This is a genomic window from Mesorhizobium sp. M0019 (assembly GCF_040323975.1).
Taxonomy (GTDB): domain Bacteria; phylum Pseudomonadota; class Alphaproteobacteria; order Rhizobiales; family Rhizobiaceae; genus Mesorhizobium.
The window spans coordinates 1-24,185 of sequence record NZ_JAMYVK010000053.1; the positions used below are offsets into that span (position 1 = coordinate 1).

Below are 24,185 nucleotides of genomic sequence, written 5' to 3' on the forward strand. Positions count from 1 at the left end.
TGGGCAGGATGGTTCCCGGCGGATAGTCGCCGCGCACGATCCTCAGCCCGATTTCGTTGGCGAGCGAGGCGTGCACACTCGAGCCGGGAAAGTGTGCGGCATCGGCACGCCGAACGACGGCCGGCCGCTCAGCCTCGGCCTTGAATTTGGCGGGTCGCTTTTTTGATGTCGCGTCCGGCATTGGTATTCCCCGGCAACTGCTTGTCGAAAGCCTGAACTCAGGGCACGACAAAGCAGCGGCCTACGCTCCAAAGCAGCGTCGCCTCGTGCGTTTTGTATGGACAGTGCGAACGGGGCGCCCGTCGAAGGGCGCCCCGAAATTGCGAACCTACTTCTGGATGCAGGTGTCGACGGTGTCCTTGGTGCATTCGTCGAGGCCGGTGAACACCGGATCGGCGACTGGCTTGCCGTCGACCAGGTCGATCATCACCGAGGGCGCCTTGTAGCCCATCTCGAACGGCCGCTGGCCAACCAGCGCGGTCACCAGCCCGTCACGAGCAATCGCCACCTCGTCGCCGATCGTGTCGGCGGCGCCGATGACGAAGGCGTTGCTGGCGATCTTGTCGGCCATCGGCTTGAACAGGTCGCGGTAGGGCTGCGGAGCACCGAACAGCGGCCAGCCGCCCATGATGCCGAAGGCGTCGAGATCGGGATTGGCGGCGAGGATGTCGGTCATCGCCTGCACGCCCTTGGCGCCGTCGTCATTGGTGAACACCGGGCAGCCGGCAACTTCCGTCCAGCCGCCTTCGCCCGCCAGCGCCGCGAGGCCGTCCTTGCCCGACAGCGCGTCACGCATGCCCTGCGCGCGGCGCAGGATGTTGTCGGCGGCCGGATTGCCTTCGATGGTGCAGATCTTGCCGCCATTCGGCTTGGCCTTCTTGATGTATTCGCCGATCTTGTGACCCATCAGGTAATTGTCGGTGCCGAGATAGGTCTTGCGCAGCGCCGCATCTTCCTTGCTGAGGTCGGCGTCGAGGGTCATGATCGGGATCGACGGATTGGCGCTTTTGATCGTCTGCGCGATCAGCGGCGCGTTCGATGGCGAAATCGCCATTGCCACCGTATCGGGCTTGCTCAGCATGTCCTGGACGATCTGGGCTTCACCGGCCTCATCCGAGGTCGATGCCGGTCCGGTGTAGAAGCACTCATATTCCGAGCTGGCGTTTTCCTTGTTCCATTTCTCGCAACCCTGGTGGATGGCCTCGAAGAATGGATTGTCGAGACCCTTCACCACGATGACGAGCTGTTTCTTGGCCATAGCCGGCCCGGCACCCAACGCCATGACGGCGGCGGCAGCGAGCAATAGTGATTTCCTCATGTCAGTCCTCCCTTTTGAAACAAACGGACACCGCGTGCCCGCCACACACAGACCGACCCGGAGCAAGATGACAGAGGACGTCGCACTCGTGTCGCCAAGCCAGGTCGATAAGCATTTTCATATTCAGTCTCAGACCGGCACCGACAGATATCGCTGGTTACCAAATCCCTGACCGACAAACCCTCACCGATTCCTTCCGGCAACCCGGTGCCTCGGCGCAAGCTCCTCCGACACTTAGCTAATATCGCCTTGTCACCGACGTCAATGCTATTTGTCCTACAAAACTGATTTTTCGAAAGAAGCCGTGGTTGACGCCAAGGAGGCTTATGCGTAAATGGGCAAAATCGCTGCTTCCGGGAGGAACTGGGGAGAGCGAATGGCCGCGGCAGAACCGCAGGCCGCAAAGCACGGGGAGGCAAGAAGGCTGGTGGCGGTTCTCGAACTCACCAACATCTCGAAGCATTTTGGCGCCATCCAGGCGGTCAACGACGTTTCGTTGTCGATCGAGGCCGGACAGGTTGTCGGCCTGATGGGCGACAACGGCGCCGGCAAGTCGACGCTGGTCAAGATGATCGCCGGCAATTTCCCGCCGAGCCATGGCACGATGCAGATGGACGGCAAGGAGCTGATCCTGCACAAGCCGGTCGAGGCGCGCCAGCACGGCATCGAAATCGTCCATCAGGACCTGGCACTGTGCAACAATCTGACGGCCGCCGCCAACGTCTATCTCGGCCGTGAATTGCGCCGCGGCCTCGGGCCGCTTCGCATCCTCGACTATGCCGCGATGTACAAGCGTGCCGGCCAGATCTTCGCCGAGCTGAAATCCGAAACCCGCCCGCGCGACCTGGTCAAGCAAATGTCGGGCGGCCAGCGGCAGGCGGTGGCGATCGCCCGCACCATGCTTTCGCAGGCCAAGATCGTGCTGATGGACGAGCCGACGGCGGCGATCTCGGTGCGCCAGGTCGCCGAGGTGCTGAACCTGATCCGCCATTTGCGCGACCAGGGCATCGCCGTCGTGCTGATCAGCCACCGCATGCCCGACGTCTTTGACGTCGCCGACCGCGTCATCGTCATGCGGCGCGGCCGCAAGGTCGCCGACAAGACGATCGCATCGAGTTCGCCGGAAGAAGTCACCGGGCTCATCACCGGCGCCATCGAACAGGTATGATTGACGCCTCAACCATGAGTAAAAAAGGTCGATAATGGCAGTCACCCTTGATCAGACGATCGCGCACAAGCAGCACACCTTGCTGAGCAAGGTGTTTGCCAGCCAGACCTTCTGGGTGGTGATCGCGGTCATCCTCGCCTGCCTGTTCCTGTCGGTGGCAACGGATTCCTTCGCCACGACGAAGAACCTCTACAACATCACCCGCAACGTCACCTTCGTCGCCATCGTCGCGCTCGGCATGACCTTCGTCATCATCACCGGCGGTATCGACCTGTCGGTCGGCTCGGTGCTTTGCCTGTGCTCGATGGTGCTGGCCGTGACCATGCATGCCGGCTACGGCATCGAGATCGGCATTGCCGCTGCGATCGCCACAGCGCTGATCATCGGCGCCTTCAACGGAGTTCTGATCGCCTATCTCGGCTTTCCGCCTTTCGTGGTGACGCTCGGCATGCTGTCGATTGCGCGCAGCCTAGCCATGGTCGCCTCCAACAACACCGTCGTCTTCCAGTTCGGGCCGGATCACGACAAGCTGCTGGCGCTGGGCGGCGGCGCCTGGGTGTTCGGCATCGCCAATCCGGTGCTTTACATGATCGTGCTGGCGTTGATCACCGGCTTTGTGCTGCGCTGGACGAAATTCGGCCGGCACATCTTCGCCATCGGCGGCAACGAGCATGCGGCAACGCTGACCGGCGTTCCGGTGCGCCAGATCAAGGTCGTCGTCTACATGATCTCGGCAATGGCGGCTGGCCTTGCCGGCATCATCCAGACCGGCTGGCTGGGCGCGGTCACCACCAATCTCGGCAACGGCATGGAGCTTCAGGTGATCGCCGCCACCGTCATCGGTGGCGCCAACCTGGCCGGCGGCATGGGCACAGCCTTCGGCGCGGTCGTCGGCGCGGCGCTGATCGAGGTCATCCGCAACAGCCTCGGCCTGCTCGGCATCAATGCCTTCTGGCAAGGGGTGTTCATCGGCGGCGCCATCCTGCTCGCCGTGCTGTTCGACCGCATCCGTAATTTCAGGCGCAACGACTGACGTTCAAGCGCAGCCTCCCCCTTCTCCCCTTGTGGGAGAAGGTGTCGCCGAAGGCGACGGATGAGGGGTGCTCCAGCTTGGCATCGCCTCATTTCTTCCAACACCCCTCAACCGTCTCGGCGCTAGCGCGCCGATCCACCTTCTCCCACAGGGGGAGAAGGGGACGCGCTCCTATCGCCGAGTCTGAAAATCCGCGGTGCGGCGCGTGGCCGGCGCCCGGACGTGCGCATCGGTCTTGACGCAAGCCCGAACTGAGCCGCACAATCGCTCGCAGCAGGCGAAGGGAGGCCAGTCGCCTGCGGGAGGATATACCCATGACGGAAGCGATCAGGCTCTACTGGGGCCGGTTCGGACATGTTTCTGTCCTGAACGTCGCCAGCGACTTCGTCACCCATGCCCATGTCGAGGCGCATATCATCATCTGGCTGGAAGGCACCGCCGGCGAGATGACCATCGGCCGCGAGACGGTGCGGCTTGGACCGGGCACCGCCGCCGGCATCAATTCCTTCCAGCCGCACAGCCACGCTCTGTCCCGCGACGGCACGCCCGGCCTGTTCCTCGCCTTTTACATCGATCCGGACTGGGCTCGAAGGCGCCGCGAGCTGCCTTCCTCCGCGCCGCTGTTCTCCACCCCGGCAATCACGCTCGAGCCTTGGCTGCACAAGGCAGCGGCCAACCTTCTCGATCATCTCAGCGACAATGAGAGCATCGAGGACATCGCCAACTACGAGATCGAGCGCTTCATCGACAGCGTACTCGACGCCGCCGATGCCTCCGCACCGCAGACGGTGCGCGCCCGCGTCAACACCATGCAGGATTTCCGCGTCCGCAAGGCGATCCAGCTGATGAAAGCCAATGTCTGCGAGCGTATCTGCTTCGACGACGTGGCGCGCAGCGTCGGCCTGTCGCGGCCGCATTTCTTCGCGCTGTTCAAGGAACAGACCAATCTGACGCCCAACGTCTATTGGAACACGCTGCGCATGGAGGAAGCGGTGCGGCAATTGCAATGGTCGCAGGAGCCGCTGATCTCGGTCGCCTGCAATCTCGGCTTCACCACGCAAGGCAATTTCTCGCGCTTCTTCCGCGACCATGTCGGCGTCCCGCCGACGCTTTACCGCGAGGCGGCGCGGGCGATCAGCTGAGCGCCCGTTTTTTCAGACTATTTGATAGGCGTTCAAGACGCATTGATAAGCGCTGCCGAGCCTGCCGCCCTACCCTCCCAAGCAGCTGATTTGCAAGGGAACGATCATATGGCGAAAGTCACCATCTCCAGTGTCATCGACGCGCCGGTCGAAAGGGTCTGGGCGCGCATACGCGACTTCAACGGCCTGCCGACCTGGCACCCGCGCATGGTCGAAAGCCATATCGAAGACGGCAAGGATGCCGGCACGATCGGCTGCGTGCGCAATTTCCAGCTCGCCAGCGGCGCCCGCCTCCGCGAAAAGCTGCTCGATTTCTCCGACGAGAATTTCCTCGTCAGCTACTCCATCCTGGAGACGCCGCAGCCGCTCACCAACCACAAGTCGACGCTGCAGTTGCGGCGGGTGACCGACGGCGACCGCACCTATGCCGAATGGACCGCCAGCTTCGACGCCGCTCCCGAGGAAGCCGATAAATTGGTCGAAGGCATGGGCGCCAATGTTTTCCAGGGCGGGTTCAACGCCCTGAAGAACCACTTTGCCGGCCAGAGTTGAATGACGGACTAAGCCCGAAAAAGGGAGCGTTCCATGGCGCTTGCACTGCAGACTTTCGCGACGGTGAAGGACGCCGGCGCGGCGCTGAAAGCCGCCGGCACCCGCTATCTCGGTGGCGGCACGCTGGTCGTGCGCGCCGTCAATGAAGGCGACGTGTCGATCTCCGGTTTCGTCAGGTCGACCGACCCGGCGCTGTCAATTATCCGCATTTCCGGCGGCGAGGTCCGCATCGGCGCTTCGGTGACCATGGCGGCGGTCGCCCGTCACCCGGATCTCACCCCCCTTGCCCACGCCGCGCGCGCCGTCGGCGGCCCGGCGATCCGCAACATGGCGAGCGTCGGCGGCAATCTCTTCGCGCCAACGCCTTACGGCGATTTCACCGTTGCGCTGCTGGCTTTGGATGCAACCGTCAACACCGGCGACGGCGAACTCCCGATCGAAACCTTCCTGGCGAAACGCGAAAGCAACCACGCCATCGTCACTGCGGTCGGCTTCACGCTTCCGAAGGAAGGCGGCTTTCGCTTCCTGAAAGTGTCGAGGGTCAAGCCAAAGGGCATTTCGGTGCTGAGCATCGCGACCGTGCTGGAGCACGCACCGGACGGCACTGTGTCGTCCGCGCGGATCGCGCTCGGCTGCATGGCCGACCGGCCGATCCGTGCCAGGGCGGCGGAGAAGGCCCTGATTGGCCGGGAACTCACGAGCGAGGGCATCGCACCGGCACTGGCTGTTGCCCGCGACGGCACTTCGCCGCGAACCGATCCCATCGCCAGTGCCTGGTATCGCAACGAAGTCCTGCCGGTCCATCTCGGCCGGCTGCTGCTCGCCTGAAAGACCGTGGCGCGTATGTCCGCCTGGCTGCGGCGAAAGGAGTAAAAAGATGGCAAAGGTCCCGGTTCAGTTCACGCTCAATGGTGCGGAGAAAGCCGAGTTCATCGACAGCGGCACAACGCTGCTTCACGCGCTGCGCGACAAGATCGGCGACACCTCGCCGAAGGGCGGCTGCCACCAGGGCACTTGCGGCGCCTGCTCGGTCATCATCGATGGCGAGCTCAGGCTGTCCTGCCTGACGCTGGCCGAGACCTGCAACGGTGCGACCGTCACCACCACCTCGGGACTGGCGGATGGCGGCGTGCTGCATCCGCTGCAACGCGCTTTCCTCGACGCCTTCGCGACCCAATGCGGTTTCTGCACGCCGGGCATGATCATGGCCGCCAAGGTGCTGCTCGACCAAACCCCGAACCCCAGCCGCGAGGATGTGGTCGAGGCACTGTCCGGCAATATCTGCCGCTGCACCGGTTACGAGCCGATCATCCAGGCAGTTCTGACCGCCGCGCGCTCCAATTCGCAGAACGCGGCTTGAGGGGAGTTAAGAAAATGGAACTCCGCAAGAGCTATTTCGCCGACCAGCGCAAGGACGATCTGCACGAGATCGGCCAGCCGCGGCCGCGTTCGGATTCGCCCGGCCATGTCACCGGCAAGACCGCCTATTTCGCCGACCGCAATTTTCCCGGCATGCTGCACCTGAAGATGGTGCGCAGCCCGCATCATCACGCCCGCATCCGCAGCATCGATACGTCAGAGGCGGAAAAGCACCCCGGCGTCGTCAAGGTGCTGACCGCCAAGGATGTGCCGCACAATGTCTACACCATCCTGATCCTGATCCAGATCGGGCCGGAGGACGAGACGGTGCTGGCCGACGGCAAGGTGCGCTGGAAGGGCGAGGCCGTGGTGGCGGTGCTGGCCGAGACCGAGCGCGCCGCGCAGCAAGCCGCCGCCAAGGTCAAGGTCGATTACGAGGTGCTGCCCGCCGTCTTCGACATGGAGGAAGCGCTGAAGCCCGGCGCGCCGATCGTCAATGAGTACCATGGCCGGAACTACTATCTCTACGATAGCGGCGAATGCCGCAAGGTGCGCTTCGGCGATGTCGAGGCAGGCTTTACAGGAGCCGACCACGTGCTCGAACAGACCTACCAGTCTTCACCGATCGAGCATGCGCCGACCGAAACGACCGGCTGCATCGTCGCGCCGGAGGGCAACGACCGCTTCACCTGCTACACCAACACGCAGGCGATGTTCTTCACTCTCGATAACGCCTCGATCATCCTGCGGATGCCCGGCAACAAGCTGCATTTCGTCGGCGGCACTGTCGGCGGCGGCTTTGGCGGCAAGGTCGACGTCATCGTCGAGCCGATCGCCATCCTTGGCGCCAAAATAACAGGACGACCGGTCTGTTTTATCTACAGCCGCGAGGAAGAGATGCAGATTTCCTCGCCGCGCGCCGCCGAGAAAGTCGTCATCAAGGACGGCGTCATGAACGACGGCCGCATCGTCGCGCGCAAAGTGACCGGCTACACCGACGCCGGCGCCTATTCGCGCCATTCGCCCTACGGCGCGCAGAAGGGCGCCGGGCATTATCCCGGCCCGTATACGATCCCGAATGTCTGGATCGACACCTACTGCGTCTACACCAACCGCACCCCGTCCTCGGCGATGCGCGGTTTCGGGGTTACCATCGGCGATTTCGCGCTGGAGGTGCAGATGGACAAGCTCGCCCGGCTGATCGGCATGGACCCGCTCGAATTCCGTTTCATCAACGCCTATCGCGATGGCGACATGAAAGCACATCGGCAGCCGACCGAGGGTGCTGCGCTGATCGAGTGCATGCAGGAAGCCTCGCGCGCCGCCAACTGGCCCGTGGCAGAAAAATTCATGGCGATGTCGTCTTACGCGAAGGGAGTTTGAGATGGCGATCAGGCGCGGACGCGGAGTCGCCGCGATCAATTATCCGACCGGCATGAATCTCGGCGGCGACCCGACGCAGGCGCTGGTCCATTCGACGCCGACCGGCAATTTCATGGTGACGCTGTCGAGCGTCGATCTCGGCCAGGGCATGAAGCAGATCATGGCGCAGATCTGCGCCGAGACGATCGGCGTGCCGACCGACCGTGTCGTCGTCGACACCGCCGACACCGACACCGGCCCGCATTGCATGGGCACCTTCGCCTCGCGCGGCACGCACCGCGCCGGCAACGCCGTCATCCAGGCGGCCAGGGAAGCCCGCCAGGTGATGCTGGAAGTGGCGGCCGAGGAGCTGGAAGTGAACGCGTCGGATCTCGAGACCGACGGCCAGGGCAACATCCTGGTCAAGGGCGCGCCGCAGAAATCGATCTCGATCTTCGATGTCGCGCTGTCGGCGCATTTCAAGCGCGGCCGTTCGATTTCCGGCCGCGGCATGTTTTTGATCCCGCGCTCCTATCCGGAAAAGGAAACCGGCGCGATGAAGCCGTCGACCTGCTATGCGCATGCCTGCACGGTGGCCGAGGTCGAAGTCGACGACGAGACCGGCGAAGTCACCGTGCTGACGGTGAAGAACGTGTTCGAGATCGGCCGCGCGCTGAACCCGAAAATGGTCGAGCAGCAACTCGTCGGCGGTTCATGGATGGGCATCAGCCATGCGCTCTACGAGACGACCGAACCCTATTACCCCAACCGCGACCATGGCGGCACCGACTTCAACCAATATCTGATGCCGGGTCCTGGCGATCTTGCCGAAACCGAGATCATCGTGCTGGAACGGCCCTCGGCGGACGGGCCGTATGGCGCCAAGGGGCCGGGCGAAATGTGCGCCAACCCGCAGATCCCGGCGGTCGCCAATGCCGTCTTCGACGCCGTCGGCGTGCGCATCGACACGCTGCCGATCACGCCGGAGCGCATCCTGCGGGCGCTGAAGGCGCAAGCCCCGAACTGAGTGCTGGAAATGCCCAAGAGAAGCGCCGAGACAGTCGCGACTTCGCCGGAGGCGGTGGCGTCCCGCCTCGCCGCCTCGCGCTATCTCGCCGATGAAAGCCTGGCCACCGCAATCTTCCTGGCGATCAGGCTGGGTAAGCCGCTGCTGCTCGAAGGCGCGCCCGGCGTCGGCAAGACCGAAGCGGCGAAGGCGACAGCCGAACTGCTCGGGCGCGATCTGGTGCGGCTGCAATGCTACGAGGGCATCGACGCCGCACATGCGCTCTACGAGTGGAACTACCAGCGCCAGCTGCTCGCCATCCGCCATGCCGGCGAGCACGAGATCGACATCTATGACGACCGCTTCCTGATCGCGCGGCCGCTGCTGCAGGTGCTGAAGGCACCGGAAAAACGCGTGCTGCTGGTCGACGAGATCGACCGGTCCGACCATGAATTCGAAGCGCTGCTGCTGGAATTCCTCTCCGATTTCCAGATCAGCATTCCCGAGCGCGGCACCATCCGCGCGACGGCGCAGCCGATCGTCATCCTGACCTCGAACCGCACCCGTGAACTGGCCGAAGCGCTGCGGCGGCGCTGCGTCTACCACTGGATCACCTATCCCGACGCCGGGCGCGAAGCCGAGATCATCATGCTGCGCGCCGGCGATGTCGCCGAGGCCACGGCGCGCGCCGTGGCTGCTGCCGTGCGCGACATTCGCGCGCGTCCGTTGGCCAAGCCACCAGGCATCGCCGAGGCGGTCGAATGGGCCAACGCCGCGACCATCCTCGAAAAGGGCGGCAGCCCGTGGCCGGAAGCGTTTCGCCGCGCCATCGGCGTGCTGATCAAGGACGAGGAGGATCTATCCTGCATCGCGCCGGAGCTCGGCAAGATTGTCGAGGAGGCGCTGGCGTGAGCCGGGAAGTCGGCAATCCCCTCCTCCCGTCCATTCCGCAACGTTGGCGGGACAGCACCCCCCTCTGTCCTGCCCTCTTTGCCACCACTTGGCATCTCCCCCTCAAGGGGGGAGATCAGATGTCATCCCGGCTTTCGCTAAACTCCAACATTGCAGAAATGAGCGGAGCGTCAAAGCTGCCAATCTCCCCCCTTGAGGGGGAGATGTCCGGTAGGACAGAGGGGGGCGCGAAGGAATGATGCGGGGAGAAAGCTTGCCGCGCGCCGCAACCCCAATGCTCGGCTTCGGCCGGCTGCTCCGCCGCTATGGCTTTGCTGTCGCGCCGGAGCAGGTATTAGACTTCATGCAGGCAGTAACCCTGCTCGGTCCCCGTTCGATGGCCGACATCCGCGAGGCCGCCCTCGCCACGCTGGCGCCGCCGCCCGACCGCCGCGACGAATTCGAGGCGCATTTCCGGAGCCATTTCTATGGGGATGCCGCGGCGCTGGTCGAAGGCGACGCCGACGAGGAAGCCCGCATCAAGGACGACGGCAAAACCAGCAAACAAGAAATCGAAGTGGTCCACCAGGAGGAAGGCGGCGAACTGTCTTCGGCCAGCGAACAGTTGAGCGTCCGCGAGTTCCAGCGTGACAGCGACGGGCTTGCCGCCTTCCGCCGCAAGCTCGCCACCGCCTTGCCCGCCCGCCGCTCCTTCCGCACCGTGCGCACGAATGCCCGCGGCAAGCTCGACCTGCGCCGCTCGCTGCGCGAAATCGTCAGTGCCGACGGCGATATCCCCTCGCCGCTGCTGCGCCGGCGGCAGACAGTGCCGCGCAAGCTACTCATGCTGATCGACGTGTCCGGCTCGATGAAGCTCTACACATCAGACTATCTCAAGCTGGCACACGCGGCGGTGCAAGGGGCCGACCGGGCGGAGGTCTTCACTTTCGGCACACGGCTGACCCGCATCACCTCGGCGCTGCGCATTCGCGACCGCAATCAGGCGCTGGCCCGCGCCGCTGCCCAGGTCGACGACTGGGACGGCGGCACCCGTATGGGACCGACGCTGCTCGCGTTTCTATCGGTGCCGCGCTTCTCCGCCTTTGCACGCGGGGCGGCGATCATCATCCTGTCCGATGCGCTGGAGCGCGGCGATCATGCCGAGCTGGAGACCGCGATGCGCCGGCTGAGCGCCCGCGCCTTTCGGCTTTCGCTGGCGACGCCGTTGGCCGGCGACCCGCGCTTCCGGCCGGCAACGGCAGCGCTTCGCACCGTCCTGCCAGTGCTCGACGATCTGGTCGACGGCTCCTCGATCGCCGGTCTCACCGAGTTCATCCTGTCGCTCGCCCGCCCAGCTCCGGCGGCCGCGGCAATCTGGAAAAGGGTTTCGTGATGCAGAAGGCGATCGACGCGCATTTCCACATCTGGCGCCGAGAGGACCAGCCCTGGCTGCGCGGGCCGATGGTGCCGCGCATCTTTGGCCCCTACGAGCCGATCCGCCGCGATTATCCGATCGAGGAATTCCTCGCCGACCAGCAAGGTTCGGGTGTCGAGAAGGCGGTCTATGTGCAGACCAACTGGGCGAAGGAGGATTTCGAGAACGAGGTCGCCTTCCTGCAGAAGACCGCGGAAGAAACCGGCTGGCCGCACGCCATCGTCGGCTATGCCGACATGACGGTGGACGACGTGCGTCACCAGATCGACCGGCTGATCAAATACCCTCTGCTGCGCGGCGTGCGCATGCAGCTGCACTGGCACGGAACGCCGGCCTTCCGCTTCGCCGCCTCGGCCGATCAGGTCATCGACCCCAAGGTGCGGGCCAATGTCGCGCGGCTGAAGGATTACGGCCTGTCCTTCGACCTGCAGCTTTTCCCCGCCCAGATGAAGGACGGGCTGACGCTCGTCGGCGACAACTCCGAGACGAATTTCATCCTCACCCACGCCGGCATGCTGACCGACATGGAGCCGGAGACCACCGAGGCGTGGAAGTCCGGCCTGCGCACGCTGTCAGCGGCGCCCAACCTCTATGCAAAGCTGTCCGGCCTCGGCACCTTCGTCCACCGCAACGACCCGGCGCTGATCAGCTATATCGTCGACAACGCCATCGACATCCTCGGCAGCAATCATCTGATGTTCGGCTCGAACTTCCCGATCGAGAAGCTGTGGACCAGCCATGCCGAGCTGATCAAGGCGCATCGAGAGGCGGTGGCGAAACACGGCGCGGCGGCCGAGGCGGATATCTTCTGGAACACGGCGGAGAAGGTATATCGGCCGGTGTGAGGCGCATCCCTTCTCCCCTTGTGGGAGAAGGTGGATCGGCGCGCAGCGCCGAGACGGATGAGGGGTGCTGGAATAAACTCGGCGGAGAAAATCCCAGCGATTTGAAGCGCTTACGTCTCCAATGCCGCGATCCGTCCAACACCCCTCATCCGACCGAGCTTCGCTCGGCCACCTTCTCCCACAAGGGGAGAAGGGAAGGCGCCGCGCCGCGCCTCGCCTCACCTCACCTCGAACTGCGGATCGACCGGTATCTGCATCGCGGTGACCATCTGGTTGGTCTGCCCGGCCAGCCCGATGATCGAGACCAGCTCGCCATGCTGCGCGTCGGTCATGCCTTTGGCCCGCGCTGCGGCGGTGTGCGAGTGGACGCAATAGGAGCAGCCATTAGCGGTCGAGACGGCGATGTAGATCATTTCCTTGGTCAGCGGGTCGATGGCGCTGTCAGCGACCATTACCGCCTTGAGCTGTTCCCAGACCCGCTTCAGCGACGCCGGATCATTGGCCAGCCCGCGCCAGAAATTGTTGACGAAGTCGGATTTGCGCGTCGCGCGGATGTCGTCGAACACAGCCTTCACGGCGGGAATCGCCTCGACGTCGGCATCGGTCAGAAGTTTCGTCGTGGCCATGGCTTGGTCCTTTCGTTTGGATCGTTATGCGAGGTCGTTGAATCAGGTCGGGAGAAAAGGCGGCTAACCGCCTTGGATGAATCAGCAATTGACGCGCTGAGGCAAGATCGTAAGGCTGGCCGAGGCCCCTCACCTTCGTCATCCCTGGGCGAAGCAGGAGCGAAGCTCCGTCGCGGAGACCCTGGGATCCATGCCGTGACCTCTGCCGATGGGTGCAGCGGAGCAGGATGCTGCACCGCTGCAGCGATCGGATGTCGCGGCATGGATCCTGTGGTCTGCGCCGCATCGCTTCGCTCCTTGCTTCGCCCCAGGATGACGAATGGATTGGCGACTCGGCCAATTGTCGAAGTACGCATCTGCCAGAAACCTAATGCACCGCCGCATACATGATCTTCTCCTCCGTCGCCTCCGCAGGCGAGAACTCCTCGACGATGCGGCCTTGCCGGCAGACCAGGATGCGGTCGGACAGGTTCATGATCTCCGGCAGGTAGGACGAGATGACGACGACGGCCAGGCCCTCGTCGGCCAGTCGGTTGATGATCTGGTGGATCTCGGCGATGGCGCCGACATCGACGCCGCGCGTCGGTTCGTCGAAGATGACGATGCGCGGCTTCTGCACCAGCCCCTTGCCGATCACCACCTTCTGCTGGTTGCCGCCGGAAAGCTCGACCACCCGGGCATTGTCGTTGATCGCCTTGACGTTCAGTGTCTTGGTCCATTTGGCCGACAGCGTCCGCATCTCCTGTGCATTGATCACCCAGCCCTTTTCCCGCCCCGCTGCCAAAAAGCCGCCGAACAGGTTCTCGGGAATGTCCATCGTCTCGAAAATCCCCTCGCTCTTGCGATCTTCGGTGACATAGACGATGCCGTCCGCCACGGCCTCGCTCGGCACGAGATAGCGGACCGGCCGATCGTGCAGCTCGATAGTGCCGCCGCGCAGGAAGTCGCGCTTGTAGATGCCGGAGACGATCTTGAACGTCTCGGTGCGGCCCGAGCCGATCAGCCCGAACACGCCGGTGATCTGGCCCTCGAAGATCGAGAAGGAATTGTTGCGCACGACATTGCTCATCGAGATGTCCTGTACCGACAGCACCTTCCTGCCGGCCCTGCGCAGCCTGGCCTCGTCGCGCTGGCTGTAGAGCTGTCCCGAAAGCGTGCGCCCGACCATCGCCGCGACGATCCTGTCGCGATCGAAAGCGGCGGTATCGTCGGTGATCACCAGCTCGCCGTCGCGCAGGATGGTGATGCGGTCGGCGATATCAAGCGCCTCTTCGAGCGCATGGCTGATGAAGACGATCGACACACCCCTTGCCTTGAGCCGGCGGATCAGCGCGAAGAAGTGCCGCTTTTCCTCTGGCGTCAGCGTCGCCGTCGGCTCGTCGAAGATGATGATCTCGGCATTGTGGTGGACGGCGCGTGCAATTTCGACCATCTGCCGCTTGGCCGCGCCCAGCGTCGCCACCATGGCATTGGGGTCGACGGGAAAATTCAGCGACTGCAGGAACTGCTGCGCCGAGATGTAGGTGCCGCGCAGCCGGTTGAGAAAGCTTTCCGTGCCGAGATAAAGGTTCTGCGCCACCGTCATCGACGGCACCAGGCTGGTCTCCTGGAACACCATGGCGATGCCGGCCTCAAGTGCCGCATGCGGCGAGGCGTAGGCGATCTCCTGCCCCTTGTGGAACATCTTTCCCGATGTCGCGTCGACGACGCCGGCGATGATCTTGGTCAGCGTCGATTTTCCCGCGCCGTTCTCGCCGAGCAGCGCGTGAATCTCGCCCTTGCGCAGCTCGAAGCTGATATTCTTCACCGCGGGCACGCCGCGATAGGTCTTGGTCACGTTCTCCAGGCGGACGATCGGTTCCATCAGCGATGCCCTCCTGGAGCCAGGTCGATAGCCAGCAGGCAATCGCCGCCTTTCGAGGCAATGAACAGGCGACCGTCTTTCTCCGCCACGCTGCAGATGCCGTGGCGCGTGCCGTTGGCGCGGCTGTGCAGGCTGTACTGCGGCCGCATGTCCCGATCGAGCCTGACCACCAGCCCGTAGGAGCGGCTCGGCGACCATGGCTTGTGCATGCCCATGGTGCGGATGCCGCCGCATTGCAGCGGCTCGAGGAAGCTGCGGTTGGAGGCGAGTGCCGGCGCGATCCAGTGCTGCGGCGGCACTTGCGCCAGCATGTCGTTTCGATAGTGCTTTTCCTGCAGCACGAATTCGATCAAACGGTTGCGGGGCGCAAACAGTGCCAGCCAGGCGCCGCCATCGGCGGCAGGCGATAGCCGCGCGGGATAGCCGGGAAGATGCGCCAGCACTGTCGAGCGGCTGCCTGTCGCGCCGTCGAAGCGGATAAGTTGGTGCCGCCAGCTCTCGCTGACCAGCACATCCTTGCCTGTTGGATGCAGCCCATAGGGAAAGGCGATGTCACCGGCGAGCTTGCGGAATTCGCTGCCTGCCGGATCGCGCTTCCACAGCGAACCCGACGCACCCTTCTTCATCAGATCGGCGGCCCATTGCGACGGCCCGTGGTCGGCCGAGCCATTGGCCAGCCAAAGCGTGCCATCTTCTGCGTAGACGAGTGCCGTTATGCAGCGGATCTCGGCCGGCAGGGCGGCCTCCTTGGCTGCAATCAACAGCCTGCCGCTTTCGAGCCCAACCGTCAGTTCGCCGGCGGGCGAGCGCGCGAGCGCGGTGACTGCGGCCGGAAATGTCTCGACCAGAACAGGCGCGCCACCGGCGGTGACCGCGTAGACGGCATTGCCGCTGGACGCCAGCAGCCGGCCGTCGGCGACCAGCAGATTATCGGGCTCGAGCAGTTCGGCGAAGGCCGCAACATCGTCCAGCAGCGTGTTCGGCCTGAAGGCGCCGTCGAGCGGCGGGATGGTCACCGCCTTGCCGCGGAAGATGTCGAGGATCGGGTCCAGCATCATGCCTTCGCCCCCCAGTAGGAAGCGGGGCTGGTCCAGTTCGGGTCGGCCCCGGCAATCCGGTAGCGGCCGATGCGGTTGTTGAGAATACCGCCGACGAACAGAAAACCCTTGTGCTCGCGCATCGAAGTCACCATCGGATGCGCGGTGCCCGACAGATCGCCCATCGCTTCGACGATGCCGCCTTTCTCGTTGAATTTCACCACACCGCCGGTGTTGATGTTGGGAAAAAGCCATTCGTCCTGCGGCAACCGGCGCGTCATGCGCTTGCGCATGTCGGGGTGGCGCAGCGACAGGTCGAAGCTCGGCGTGCGCATGCCGAGCCAGGCCATCCAGTAATTGCCGTCTGACGCTCGGTTGATGTTGTCGGGGTAGCCCGGCATGTCGCGAATGACGCATTCGGCGGCGCCCGCTTTCGGCCCCACCAGCCAATAGCGATGCACGCGGCACGCCCAGCTTTCGGCAAAGAACAGCGACTTGCCGTCATGCGCCATGCACACGCCGTTGGTATAGCGATAGCCGTCGAGCAAAGTCTTCGTCGAACCGTCCTTCGGGTCATAGACGAGCAGCCGCCCGGTGGCGCGGTTCTCGATCGAGTCCAGCGCCCAGTCGTGCGCGTCATAGCGCTTGGTGGAATCGGTGAAATAGATGCGGCCGTCCGGCGCGATGTCGCAATCATTGGGATCGCGCAGCCGCGCATCGTCGACGATGGAAGTCCAGGAGCGCGACGTTTCCGCCGAAAGCCGCTTCACCTCCCGCTCCGGCGAGACCGAATAGAGGCCCATCGCGCCGACGCAGCTGATCAGATTGCCTGTTTTGTCGAAGGCCAGGCCGAGTGGAAAGCCGCCAATATGGGCAAAGACCTCCGAGCGCTTATAATCCGGCGCGAAGAAACGGACGATCTCGCCATGCCTCGTGCCGCAATAGAGATGGTCGTCGCGGTCGAGGATGACGTCTTCCGGCCCTTCCAGCTCGCCGAGCCCGATATGGTCAGCCTCCGACAGCCGATTGTCGAGCTCGTAAGGCGTGCCCGAGCCCGGTGCCGCCGACTGCGTTGCGCCCATCTTCAGATAGACCGGTGCGACATAGACCTCGTCCAGCACCTTGTGTCGGTTCTTCAGCCAGCGAATGTCGATGGTGACTGCGACGGCCAGCATGATGCCCAGCACCATCTGGTTGGTGCCGGTGCCATAGCCCAGTCGGATCAGCCCGTTGGTCATCGTCAGCACGATGATCGCGCCCATCAGCCCCTTGATCACCGAACCGCGGCCGCCGCCCAGGCTGACGCCGCCGACGACCGCCGCCGTCAACGCCATGACCTCGAGGTTGAGGCCTGTGCCCGGCCCTGCCCCGCTCAGCCGGCAAGCGATGAGGAAGCCGCCGAGCGAGGCGCAGAAGCCGGAGAACACATAAGTCATGAACACGGTGCGGCGCACGCGGATGCCGGCATTGTGGGCCGAGCGCCGCGACCCGCCCACCGCCTGCACATGCCAGCCGGGCCGCGAGCGCGTCAGCGCGACGTGGGTGATGATGGCCAGGATAATCGCCGCCCACACCGCAACCGACAGGCCCCAAAAGGTATCGTCGCCGATGAAGTCCAGCACATCCGATGTGGCATCGGAAAGCTGCACGTCGGCGGCATAGGTGGTGACCAATATGTCGAACAGCGCCCGCCCGAAGATGAAGGTGACCAGTGTCGTCAGGAAAGCGCGCAGGCGGAAATAGCCGATCAGATAGCCATTGATCGCGCCGAACAGCAGGCCGGTGACGATCGAGGCGGCCAGCGCCAGCCACACCGACTGTTCGAGGATGAAGAAGACGAACACGGCGGAAAAGCAGGACAGCGCGAAGATCGAGCCGACCGAAAGGTCGATGCCGCCGCCCAGCATAACCACCGTCATGCCGGTGACCACCAGCGAGAACTCGCCGAGCTGGCGGGTCGATTCCTGCAGCGACATCGGCTTGAAGAAGCCGGGGATGATCGAACCGAACACACCGAGCGTCGCCACCAGCGCCAGGAAAGGAATGGCGTTGTCGGTCCAGCGCTTGCTTAGGATCTCGCCGACGAGGTGGTCGGGCACGAGATTGTAGCGCCAGGATTGAAGGCGTTCGCGAAAGGACATCGGTTGCTGCTGCCACTCAAGAGAGAAAGAGGCGGCCGAACCCGGTCCGGCCACCTCGTCGATGCTTGCAACGGACCCGCCGTTTACTTGGCCGCAGCTTGGGCTTGCAGTGCTTTCAAGTCCCAGCAGCTGTCTGGCTTGAGGTCGGCCTTGGTCGTCGCCTTCTCCAGCGTGTAGATGTAGGTGTGCGAGGTGCCGGCCGGCTGGCCGCTCTGCAACAGGAACTTGATGACGGCGTTCATGTCGCCCGACTGGCGGGCAAGATCGGTCATCACCACCGCGCCATAAGTGCCGTCCTGCAGCTTGTCGCAGTCGGCGGTCTTTTCGCCACCGCCGGTGGTGACCAGAAAGACTTTGCCCTCGAGCTTGGCATCGCGGATCGCAGCCGATGCGCCGGTCGCGTCGCCGTCCCAGAAATCGATGATGGCGCAGATGTCGGGGTTCTGCTGCAGCATCGTCGTCGTCACGTTGCGCGAGGTCGTCGCATCCCAGTTGGAGTCAGGCTTGGCCACGACCTTGAAGTCGGGGTTCTTGTCCAGCACCTTCATGATGCCGGCATACTGGTACAGGCTCGACGAGTTGGCCTGGTCGCCCTGCACCAGCCCGATCTTCTTGGACGAGTTCGGCCCACAACCCTTGATCGCCGCTTCGGCTTCCAGCTGGCCGAGCCGATCCCAGTCGCTGCCGACAAAGGCATCGGCCGGGAAGTTCGCCGGATTGTCGACCAAAAGCACATAGGTGCCGGCCGCCTGCGCCTTCTTCATCAGCTTGGCATAGGAGTTGAGGTCGGGCGAGTGGATGATCAGCACGTCCGGCCTGGCGTCCGACGAGATCGCGTCGGTTATCGCCTGCGCGCCGGCATCGACCACCCAGTTCGGGTCACGCGTCTCGAACACGCCACCCCAGGCCTCGACCTCCGTCTTCAGGTAATGCGCCCAGCCCTGTGCCAGGTCGAAGCCCATCGCCATCGGTACCAGCATCACGCGCTTGCCCTTGAGTGCTTGCGAATAGGCGCCCGGACCCGGATCTTCGGCCGCGAAGCCTGGCGCCACAAACGCGGAGACGGCAAGCGCTGCCGCGGCAGCCATAAATGTCCTGATGATTTTCATGTCACATCCTCTGGTTTGGTCGTTGTCGTTCGCGGCCGGCCCCAACCGTTCGCGTCAGTCTAAATGTCGCCTTGCTGCGCGGTCTGCTCGTCGCGCGGATTGATGAATCCGTCGACGATGATCGCCGCCAGCAGGATCGCGGCCTTGATCAAGTTCTGATAGAGCAGCGGAATGTCGATGATGGTCATCGCGTTGAGCAGGATGCCAATCAGCGCGGCACCCACCAGCACGTTGCGCACCCCGCCCCGCCCGCCAGACAGACCGATGCCGCCGATCACCGCCACCAGCACGATGTCGTAGAGCAGCGTGGAATTGACGATGCGGGTGTTGATCGAATGCAGGCTGGCGGCGGTGAGCAGGCCGGCCACCAGAGAGACCAGGGCCGACAGCACGTAGCGCAGCACCAGCATCGGGCGCACTGGAATGCCGATGTTGCGCGCGGCGACCGGGTTGTCACCGGCGAAATAGACGTAGCGGCCCCATTTGGTGTAGCGCAGGAACAGGAAGAAGGCGAAAGCCAGCCCGGCGAAGACAAACACCTCGACCGGGATGTCGAGGAAACGCAGCCCGCCCAGAAGCTCGACCCAATGGCCGGGCGGCACCGGCACGGCGTCCTGCGTGATCAGTTGTGAACGCACATAGCCGAAGACGAAGGATGCGGTCGCCAGCGTCACGAAGATCGCCGGAACCTCGGCGTAGGCGACCAGGATTCCGTTCAACAGCCCGATGGCGAGAACGCCAGCGAGCACATAGGCGAAGGCCAGCCCGTCGGATGTTCCCGAATTCAGCAGTTTCAGATACCAGGCGACCGACATCGCCATGATCGCCACCGCCGACAGGTCGATGCCCCTGCCGATAATGACGACCGCCATGCCAAGCGCCAATATTCCCAGCACCGAGACCGAGCGCACGATGGCAACAAGATTGTTCGAGTTGATAAACCCAGGCAGTCCGATGGCGGCGGCAATGAACAGCACAACCGCGATGGCAAAGACAATGCCCTCCTGGTTCAGGCTTCTCCAGTTTAGCCAGCCGGTCGCGTTCATTGCCCGCTTTCACCCGCGATGGCTACGCCCTGCTCCCTCTGCGGCCATCGGAACGAAAGCTAATCGGCTCAAGACCAATTCGTCAAATGAATCCGCGCATTGCAGGCCGGCTTGCGAGGAAATTCTGCGGTTGGACGCGCCGAGTGGCGAGGCTGGCGCAATGCCAGGAACTCAAGCACTTTTGCAATTAACCGTGCCGATCGGAGCGCTCGTAAAAGTTTGTTCCACAACGAGCGAAGCAGGCAGAATTTATGTCCGCGCTCGCCGCTGGATTCCCGCGTCAAATCCGCAAAGCATGGCCCGAGACCTCGGCGCCGGCAGCGTTCGGTAACGCCAGAAAGCGGAACGAGGCGACGAGACCGATTGCGCCGATCACCAGGAAGGCAAGGCGGAAGTCGACGAGATCGAGCGCTGCCGCGCCCCTGGCGATCTGTGACAGGTTGAGCAGTGCCGCCGCCACCGCCACGCCGAACAGCATCGCCACCTGCTGCAGCATGCTGGACAACGTCGCTGCCGAGCTGCGCTGCTGTGAGGCCACATCGGCGAAGGCCAGCGTGTTGAGCGCGGTGAACTGCATCGAACGCGACAGGCCGGCGATCAGCATCAGCACCACCACCAACGCTTGCGGCGTCTGCGGCGAAAGCGCCGCGCAGGCCATGATCGACAAGGAGGCGATCACCCCGTTGACGATCAGCACCGAACGGAAGCCGAAGCGCCTCAGCGTCGGCGTCGTCACCGCCTTCATGCCGAGATTGCCGAGGAAATAGGCCAGGATCATCATGCCCGCATCGACTGGGCTCAGTCCGAAGCCGACCTGGAACAAAAGCGGCAGCAGGAACGGCGTGGCGTTGATGGCGATCCGGAAGATCGTGCCGGCCGACAGCGTCGAGATGGCGAAGGTCTGCACCTTGAAAGCTGTGAGATCGAGCAGCGGATGGTTGGCGCGTCGCAGATGCCGCACCGCCAGCCAGCCGACCAAAATGCCCGCGCCGAGCAGTGCCACGGTCGGCAACACACCCTCCTGCGGATGCGCGATGCGCTCGAGGCCATAGAGCATCGCGGCGAGCCCCACCGAGGTCAGCAGGAAGCCCGGCCAGTCGAGCGGCCTAGCGCCGCCTTCGCGGTCGCCGGGAATGAAGCGGGCGACCAGTGCCAAACCGGCAACCCCAAGCGGAATGTTGATAAAGAAATTCCAGTGCCAGGAGAGATAGGTGGTGATGAAGCCGCCAAGCACCGGCCCGACCACCGGCGCGAACAGCGCCGGCCAGGTGATCAGCGCCGTGGCGTTGAGAAGCTCGGATTTCGGCGCATTGCGCAGCACCAGGATGCGGCCGACCGGCGTCATCAGCGCGCTGCCCAGGCCCTGAACCGCGCGTGCGGCGACGAACTCGGCCAGGTTCTGTGAGATGCCGCAAACGAGCGAGGCCAGCGTGAACAGGGCGATCGCCACGAGGAAGATGTTGCGCGCGCCAAAACGGTCGGCAAGCCAGCCGGACAGCGGCACGAACACCGCCATGGTCAGCATATAGACGGTGATGCCGATGCTCATCGCCACCGCCGGCACGCCGAAGGATTCTCCCATCTGCGGCAGCGAGGTCGAGATGATGGTCGAATCCAGAAGCTGCATGAAAAAGGCGACGGCGACGATCAGCGCCACCCGCCGAGCTTGCCGCGCCGCCGGCGCGGTTTCGGGCAAGGCTTTGTTTTCGGGAATGGCGGTCATGCAAAGAACTGTCCGAAGGGGAATTTTCACCCGCTCCATCGGCAACCGCACAATTGTCCGGCAAACCGATGACGCACCGGTTTCAACAGCATCTGGCCGGTGCCGTCCAGACCTGGTCCAACAAACTTTCGTGTGGCATCGCAGCCGGCCATGCGATGACCTGGCCCTGGCGCCGAACCGGCCTTTTACGATCCGCGATGACGCTTCGTGCCGCTGCCGGCGTGTCTTATACGGCTTCGATCTTCTCCAGGAACAGGCTGAGCTGGTCCGGGTCCATGTGGACGACGTGCCTGTCTTCGGGATACGCCAGGCTGTTCACATCGGCGACGTATTCGGAGAAGGCGGCGATGCGTTCGGCCTGCAGGCGATCGTATTCGGCGGCGAAATTGCGATAGACCTTGGAATGGCGCGGCATGTGGCCACGGTTCTGGCCGAGGATGTCGTCTGCGAACAGATACTGCGCGTCACAGCCGGTGCCCGCTCCCATCGACAGCATGATCAGCGAAGTGCGCTCCGAGATCGCCTTGGCCACTTCCACCGGCACCACTTCGATCTCGGCGCCGATCGCGCCGGCGGCCTCCAGTTGCTTCACCGCCTCGAACACCTGCATGGCGGTATCGGCGGTCTTGCCGACAGCCTTGAAGCCGCCTGTCCAGGTGGCGCGTGACGGGATGAGGCCGACATGGCCGATTACCGGAATGGCGTCGTCGGCCATCCGCTTGATGGTGGCATAGCCGGCGCTACAATAGACCGCATCGGCGCTGGCCTTGTAGAGCCGGAACGCCCAGCGGACGAAATCATCGGCGGTGCCGATCTCGAAGAAATTCTCGCCCGGCATGGTGAACAGGCTGGGTGCCGCATCGCGGTATTGCGGATTGAGCACCAGCTCCGGCGGCACCGAGACGATATCGACGCCGGCGCGTTCGGCGGCCTCGGCCTCGTCCATCGTCAGCACGCGCAGCATCGTCAGCTGCCGCTTGCCCTTCATGGCACGCAGGTCTGCGACGGTCGGTCTTTTCCGGCTCATGGATTTTGGTCCCCTTTGCTACGTGACAGAAGGCCGGTCAGGCGATCTGGATCATCACCTTGCCAGCTTCCACCTTGACCGCATAGGTCTGCAGATTGACACAGACGGGAGCCCCTTTGGCCTGGCCGGTCTTGTAATTGAAGCGGCCATTGTGCTTTGGGCATTCGATGATGTCGTCCATGACAAGCCCATCGGCCAGATGCGCCTTCTCATGCGTACAAAACCCGTCGGTGGCGAAGAATTCATCGTCCGGCGAACGGTAAATCGCGAAGGTGCGGCCGCCATGGTCGAAGCGGATGACATCTTCCTCTTCGACATCGTCCACGGCGCACGCTTCGACCCAATCGGCCATTTTATATCTCTCCTGAAATTTTCTGCTTGGCGCCGGTGCGGTGCCTATTCAGCCGCCGCCGACATGTTCACTTCGTGGAACTCGCCACGATAGGGCCTGGCCGTCGGCGGCAGTTCGCGCTTGAGGAAATAATCCTCGTATTTGAGCTGCCTGAGCAGGACAGGCCAGACCTCGCGATAGGCATGCCATATCGACGGGTTCGGCTCCGGCAGATCGTGCTTGATCAATTCATGCAGCTTGGGCAGCGCGTGATAGGGCACCATCGGAAACATGTGGTGCTCGACGTGGTAGTTCATGTTCCAGTAGATGAACCGGCTGATCGGGTTCATGTACACGGTACGGGTGTTGAGCCGGTGGTCGACGACGTTGTCGGCCAGACCGATGTGTTGCAGCAGGCCGGTCATCACCATGTGCCAGGTGCCGTAGAGGCGCGGCACGCCGATGAGCACCACCGGTATCCACGACCGCATGAAAACGGCGAGCGCGATCGTCGCGATGTAGATGGCGATATGCCAGCGCCCCGCGATGACGGCCTTGTGCTGTTCCATCTCGGGAACGTAGCTTTTCTCGTCGGGCGTCAGCTTGCCGAACGCCTGGCGTACCAGCGCCGGAAGCGAATAGCGGAAATCGAGGATGCCGGTGAAAGCCAGCGCCGCACGCAAAAGGTCCGGCGGGCGCATCACGGCGATCTCGGCGTCGCGGCCGACGATAATCGTGTCGGTGTGGTGGCGGGCATGGCTCCAGCGCCAGGTCACCGGGTTGCGCATCAGCATGAAGCTGGCGATCTGGTAGACGACATCGTTCATCCAGCGCGTGCGGAAGGCAGTGCCATGGCCGCATTCGTGCCAGCGCGAGTCGCTGGACGAGCCGTAGAGCACGCCGTAGACGAAGAAGAACGGCACGCACCACCAGGTACCCCAGAAATAGATGGCGCCGGCGGCCGAGCCGAGGATGGCGACGATCCAGATGATCGTGTCGCGGATCGCCGGGCCGTCTGAGCGCTGCATCAACTCCTTGATCGCCTTGCGGGGGACATCCGTGTGGTACCACTCCGCCGAGGCCAGTCCCGTCTCGATTGCCCTGCGCGTGCTTTCGCCGACCAGGCTGTAATCGCGCTTTACCGTGCCAGCCATTGTGACCTCCAATTCC

Annotated in this window: 22 protein-coding genes and 1 pseudogene; 11 read left to right on the top strand and 12 right to left on the bottom strand. The window is 63.7% G+C overall.

Going from position 1 to position 24,185, the window contains the following annotated elements:
• A pseudogene (locus tag NKK47_RS28400) lies at positions 1–181 on the bottom strand (FadR/GntR family transcriptional regulator); the annotation flags it as partial.
• A 147-nt stretch (positions 182–328) separates the two neighbouring features.
• Positions 329–1,318, bottom strand: coding sequence for a sugar-binding protein (locus tag NKK47_RS28405; RefSeq protein ID WP_023675805.1), 990 nt, complete (start codon positions 1,316–1,318; stop codon positions 329–331).
• Positions 1,319–1,745: 427 nt separating this feature from the next.
• Between NKK47_RS28405 and NKK47_RS28410 the strand changes: the two genes are divergently transcribed.
• The 11 genes from NKK47_RS28410 (at position 1,746) to NKK47_RS28460 (ending at position 12,111) form a co-directional block, all read left to right on the top strand.
• Entirely contained in the window at positions 1,746–2,486 is a 741-nt protein-coding gene (locus NKK47_RS28410; protein WP_023675804.1) for an ATP-binding cassette domain-containing protein, read from the top strand.
• 34 nt (positions 2,487–2,520) lie between these two features.
• Positions 2,521–3,519: an ABC transporter permease gene (locus NKK47_RS28415; protein ID WP_352458732.1), complete on the top strand. Its 999-nt coding sequence runs from the start codon at positions 2,521–2,523 to the stop codon at positions 3,517–3,519.
• A gap of 314 nt (positions 3,520–3,833) precedes the next feature.
• On the top strand, positions 3,834–4,661 hold the full coding sequence (locus NKK47_RS28420; protein ID WP_352579097.1) for an AraC family transcriptional regulator: 828 nt from the start codon (positions 3,834–3,836) through the stop codon (positions 4,659–4,661).
• Positions 4,662–4,769: 108 nt separating this feature from the next.
• Positions 4,770–5,213: an SRPBCC family protein gene (locus NKK47_RS28425; protein WP_352579098.1), complete on the top strand. Its 444-nt coding sequence runs from the start codon at positions 4,770–4,772 to the stop codon at positions 5,211–5,213.
• Between the two features lie 33 nt (positions 5,214–5,246).
• A complete protein-coding gene (locus NKK47_RS28430; protein ID WP_352579099.1) occupies positions 5,247–6,041 on the top strand; it encodes an FAD binding domain-containing protein in 795 nt (264 codons plus the stop codon).
• A gap of 49 nt (positions 6,042–6,090) precedes the next feature.
• On the top strand, positions 6,091–6,573 hold the full coding sequence (locus NKK47_RS28435) for a (2Fe-2S)-binding protein (protein ID WP_352579100.1): 483 nt from the start codon (positions 6,091–6,093) through the stop codon (positions 6,571–6,573).
• A 14-nt stretch (positions 6,574–6,587) separates the two neighbouring features.
• Positions 6,588–7,955 (top strand): xanthine dehydrogenase family protein molybdopterin-binding subunit, encoded by a 1,368-nt coding sequence (locus NKK47_RS28440; RefSeq protein ID WP_352579101.1) that lies wholly within the window; start codon positions 6,588–6,590, stop codon positions 7,953–7,955.
• A gap of 1 nt (position 7,956) precedes the next feature.
• The gene (locus tag NKK47_RS28445) at positions 7,957–8,961 is read left to right on the top strand and encodes a xanthine dehydrogenase family protein molybdopterin-binding subunit (protein WP_023675798.1); all 1,005 of its coding nucleotides are present in this window, start codon (positions 7,957–7,959) and stop codon (positions 8,959–8,961) included.
• Positions 8,962–8,970: 9 nt separating this feature from the next.
• Positions 8,971–9,852, top strand: a complete 882-nt coding sequence (locus tag NKK47_RS28450; protein WP_352579102.1) for an AAA family ATPase — start codon at positions 8,971–8,973, stop codon at positions 9,850–9,852.
• 235 nt (positions 9,853–10,087) lie between these two features.
• Positions 10,088–11,224: a vWA domain-containing protein gene (locus NKK47_RS28455; RefSeq protein WP_352458741.1), complete on the top strand. Its 1,137-nt coding sequence runs from the start codon at positions 10,088–10,090 to the stop codon at positions 11,222–11,224.
• Positions 11,224–12,111: an amidohydrolase family protein gene (locus tag NKK47_RS28460; protein WP_352579120.1), complete on the top strand. Its 888-nt coding sequence runs from the start codon at positions 11,224–11,226 to the stop codon at positions 12,109–12,111. The genes NKK47_RS28455 and NKK47_RS28460 overlap by 1 nt, the downstream gene beginning before the upstream one ends.
• Before the next feature lie 218 nt (positions 12,112–12,329).
• On the opposite strand, the gene NKK47_RS28465 is transcribed toward NKK47_RS28460, so the two are convergent.
• The 10 genes from NKK47_RS28465 to NKK47_RS28510 all read right to left on the bottom strand — a co-directional run bounded on the left by NKK47_RS28465 (position 12,330) and on the right by NKK47_RS28510 (position 24,169).
• A complete protein-coding gene (locus tag NKK47_RS28465) occupies positions 12,330–12,737 on the bottom strand; it encodes a carboxymuconolactone decarboxylase family protein (RefSeq protein WP_352458743.1) in 408 nt (135 codons plus the stop codon).
• Positions 12,738–13,104: 367 nt separating this feature from the next.
• Positions 13,105–14,601 carry a sugar ABC transporter ATP-binding protein gene (locus tag NKK47_RS28470; protein ID WP_352458297.1) on the bottom strand — a complete coding sequence of 499 codons (1,497 nt, stop codon included), beginning with the start codon at positions 14,599–14,601 and terminating at the stop codon, positions 13,105–13,107.
• The gene (locus NKK47_RS28475) at positions 14,601–15,659 is read right to left on the bottom strand and encodes an SMP-30/gluconolactonase/LRE family protein (RefSeq protein WP_352579103.1); all 1,059 of its coding nucleotides are present in this window, start codon (positions 15,657–15,659) and stop codon (positions 14,601–14,603) included. The genes NKK47_RS28470 and NKK47_RS28475 overlap by 1 nt, the downstream gene beginning before the upstream one ends.
• The gene (locus NKK47_RS28480; protein WP_352579104.1) at positions 15,656–17,779 is read right to left on the bottom strand and encodes an ABC transporter permease; all 2,124 of its coding nucleotides are present in this window, start codon (positions 17,777–17,779) and stop codon (positions 15,656–15,658) included. Before NKK47_RS28480 ends, NKK47_RS28475 begins: the two co-directional genes overlap by 4 nt.
• An 83-nt stretch (positions 17,780–17,862) precedes the next feature.
• A complete protein-coding gene (locus NKK47_RS28485; RefSeq protein WP_352579105.1) occupies positions 17,863–18,888 on the bottom strand; it encodes a sugar ABC transporter substrate-binding protein in 1,026 nt (341 codons plus the stop codon).
• A 59-nt stretch (positions 18,889–18,947) separates the two neighbouring features.
• Complete coding sequence (locus tag NKK47_RS28490; protein ID WP_352579106.1) at positions 18,948–19,934, bottom strand: ABC transporter permease; 987 nt, start codon at positions 19,932–19,934, stop codon at positions 18,948–18,950.
• Positions 19,935–20,214: 280 nt separating this feature from the next.
• Positions 20,215–21,657 carry a DHA2 family efflux MFS transporter permease subunit gene (locus NKK47_RS28495; protein ID WP_352579107.1) on the bottom strand — a complete coding sequence of 481 codons (1,443 nt, stop codon included), beginning with the start codon at positions 21,655–21,657 and terminating at the stop codon, positions 20,215–20,217.
• 226 nt (positions 21,658–21,883) lie between these two features.
• Positions 21,884–22,684: a 3-methyl-2-oxobutanoate hydroxymethyltransferase gene (locus NKK47_RS28500; protein ID WP_352579108.1), complete on the bottom strand. Its 801-nt coding sequence runs from the start codon at positions 22,682–22,684 to the stop codon at positions 21,884–21,886.
• Positions 22,685–22,721: 37 nt separating this feature from the next.
• On the bottom strand, positions 22,722–23,036 hold the full coding sequence (locus NKK47_RS28505) for a MocE family 2Fe-2S type ferredoxin (protein WP_352465283.1): 315 nt from the start codon (positions 23,034–23,036) through the stop codon (positions 22,722–22,724).
• A gap of 44 nt (positions 23,037–23,080) precedes the next feature.
• Complete coding sequence (locus NKK47_RS28510) at positions 23,081–24,169, bottom strand: fatty acid desaturase family protein (RefSeq protein WP_352579109.1); 1,089 nt, start codon at positions 24,167–24,169, stop codon at positions 23,081–23,083.
• Positions 24,170–24,185 lie beyond the last annotated feature (16 nt).

What these genes read in the sequence shown, in the direction of transcription:
- NKK47_RS28405 (WP_023675805.1), bottom strand. Translation starts at nt 1,318, where the DNA reads ATGAGGAAATCACTATTGCTCGCTGCCGCCGCCGTCATGGCGTTGGGT.
- NKK47_RS28415 (WP_352458732.1), top strand. Translation starts at nt 2,521, where the DNA reads ATGGCAGTCACCCTTGATCAGACGATCGCGCACAAGCAGCACACCTTG.
- NKK47_RS28420 (WP_352579097.1), top strand. Translation starts at nt 3,834, where the DNA reads ATGACGGAAGCGATCAGGCTCTACTGGGGCCGGTTCGGACATGTTTCT.
- NKK47_RS28425 (WP_352579098.1), top strand. Translation starts at nt 4,770, where the DNA reads ATGGCGAAAGTCACCATCTCCAGTGTCATCGACGCGCCGGTCGAAAGG.
- NKK47_RS28430 (WP_352579099.1), top strand. Translation starts at nt 5,247, where the DNA reads ATGGCGCTTGCACTGCAGACTTTCGCGACGGTGAAGGACGCCGGCGCG.
- NKK47_RS28435 (WP_352579100.1), top strand. Translation starts at nt 6,091, where the DNA reads ATGGCAAAGGTCCCGGTTCAGTTCACGCTCAATGGTGCGGAGAAAGCC.
- NKK47_RS28440 (WP_352579101.1), top strand. Translation starts at nt 6,588, where the DNA reads ATGGAACTCCGCAAGAGCTATTTCGCCGACCAGCGCAAGGACGATCTG.
- NKK47_RS28445 (WP_023675798.1), top strand. Translation starts at nt 7,957, where the DNA reads ATGGCGATCAGGCGCGGACGCGGAGTCGCCGCGATCAATTATCCGACC.
- NKK47_RS28450 (WP_352579102.1), top strand. Translation starts at nt 8,971, where the DNA reads ATGCCCAAGAGAAGCGCCGAGACAGTCGCGACTTCGCCGGAGGCGGTG.
- NKK47_RS28455 (WP_352458741.1), top strand. Translation starts at nt 10,088, where the DNA reads ATGATGCGGGGAGAAAGCTTGCCGCGCGCCGCAACCCCAATGCTCGGC.
- NKK47_RS28460 (WP_352579120.1), top strand. Translation starts at nt 11,224, where the DNA reads ATGCAGAAGGCGATCGACGCGCATTTCCACATCTGGCGCCGAGAGGAC.
- NKK47_RS28465 (WP_352458743.1), bottom strand. Translation starts at nt 12,737, where the DNA reads ATGGCCACGACGAAACTTCTGACCGATGCCGACGTCGAGGCGATTCCC.
- NKK47_RS28470 (WP_352458297.1), bottom strand. Translation starts at nt 14,601, where the DNA reads ATGGAACCGATCGTCCGCCTGGAGAACGTGACCAAGACCTATCGCGGC.
- NKK47_RS28475 (WP_352579103.1), bottom strand. Translation starts at nt 15,659, where the DNA reads ATGATGCTGGACCCGATCCTCGACATCTTCCGCGGCAAGGCGGTGACC.
- NKK47_RS28480 (WP_352579104.1), bottom strand. Translation starts at nt 17,779, where the DNA reads ATGTCCTTTCGCGAACGCCTTCAATCCTGGCGCTACAATCTCGTGCCC.
- NKK47_RS28485 (WP_352579105.1), bottom strand. Translation starts at nt 18,888, where the DNA reads ATGAAAATCATCAGGACATTTATGGCTGCCGCGGCAGCGCTTGCCGTC.
- NKK47_RS28490 (WP_352579106.1), bottom strand. Translation starts at nt 19,934, where the DNA reads ATGAACGCGACCGGCTGGCTAAACTGGAGAAGCCTGAACCAGGAGGGC.
- NKK47_RS28495 (WP_352579107.1), bottom strand. Translation starts at nt 21,657, where the DNA reads ATGACCGCCATTCCCGAAAACAAAGCCTTGCCCGAAACCGCGCCGGCG.
- NKK47_RS28500 (WP_352579108.1), bottom strand. Translation starts at nt 22,684, where the DNA reads ATGAGCCGGAAAAGACCGACCGTCGCAGACCTGCGTGCCATGAAGGGC.
- NKK47_RS28505 (WP_352465283.1), bottom strand. Translation starts at nt 23,036, where the DNA reads ATGGCCGATTGGGTCGAAGCGTGCGCCGTGGACGATGTCGAAGAGGAA.
- NKK47_RS28510 (WP_352579109.1), bottom strand. Translation starts at nt 24,169, where the DNA reads ATGGCTGGCACGGTAAAGCGCGATTACAGCCTGGTCGGCGAAAGCACG.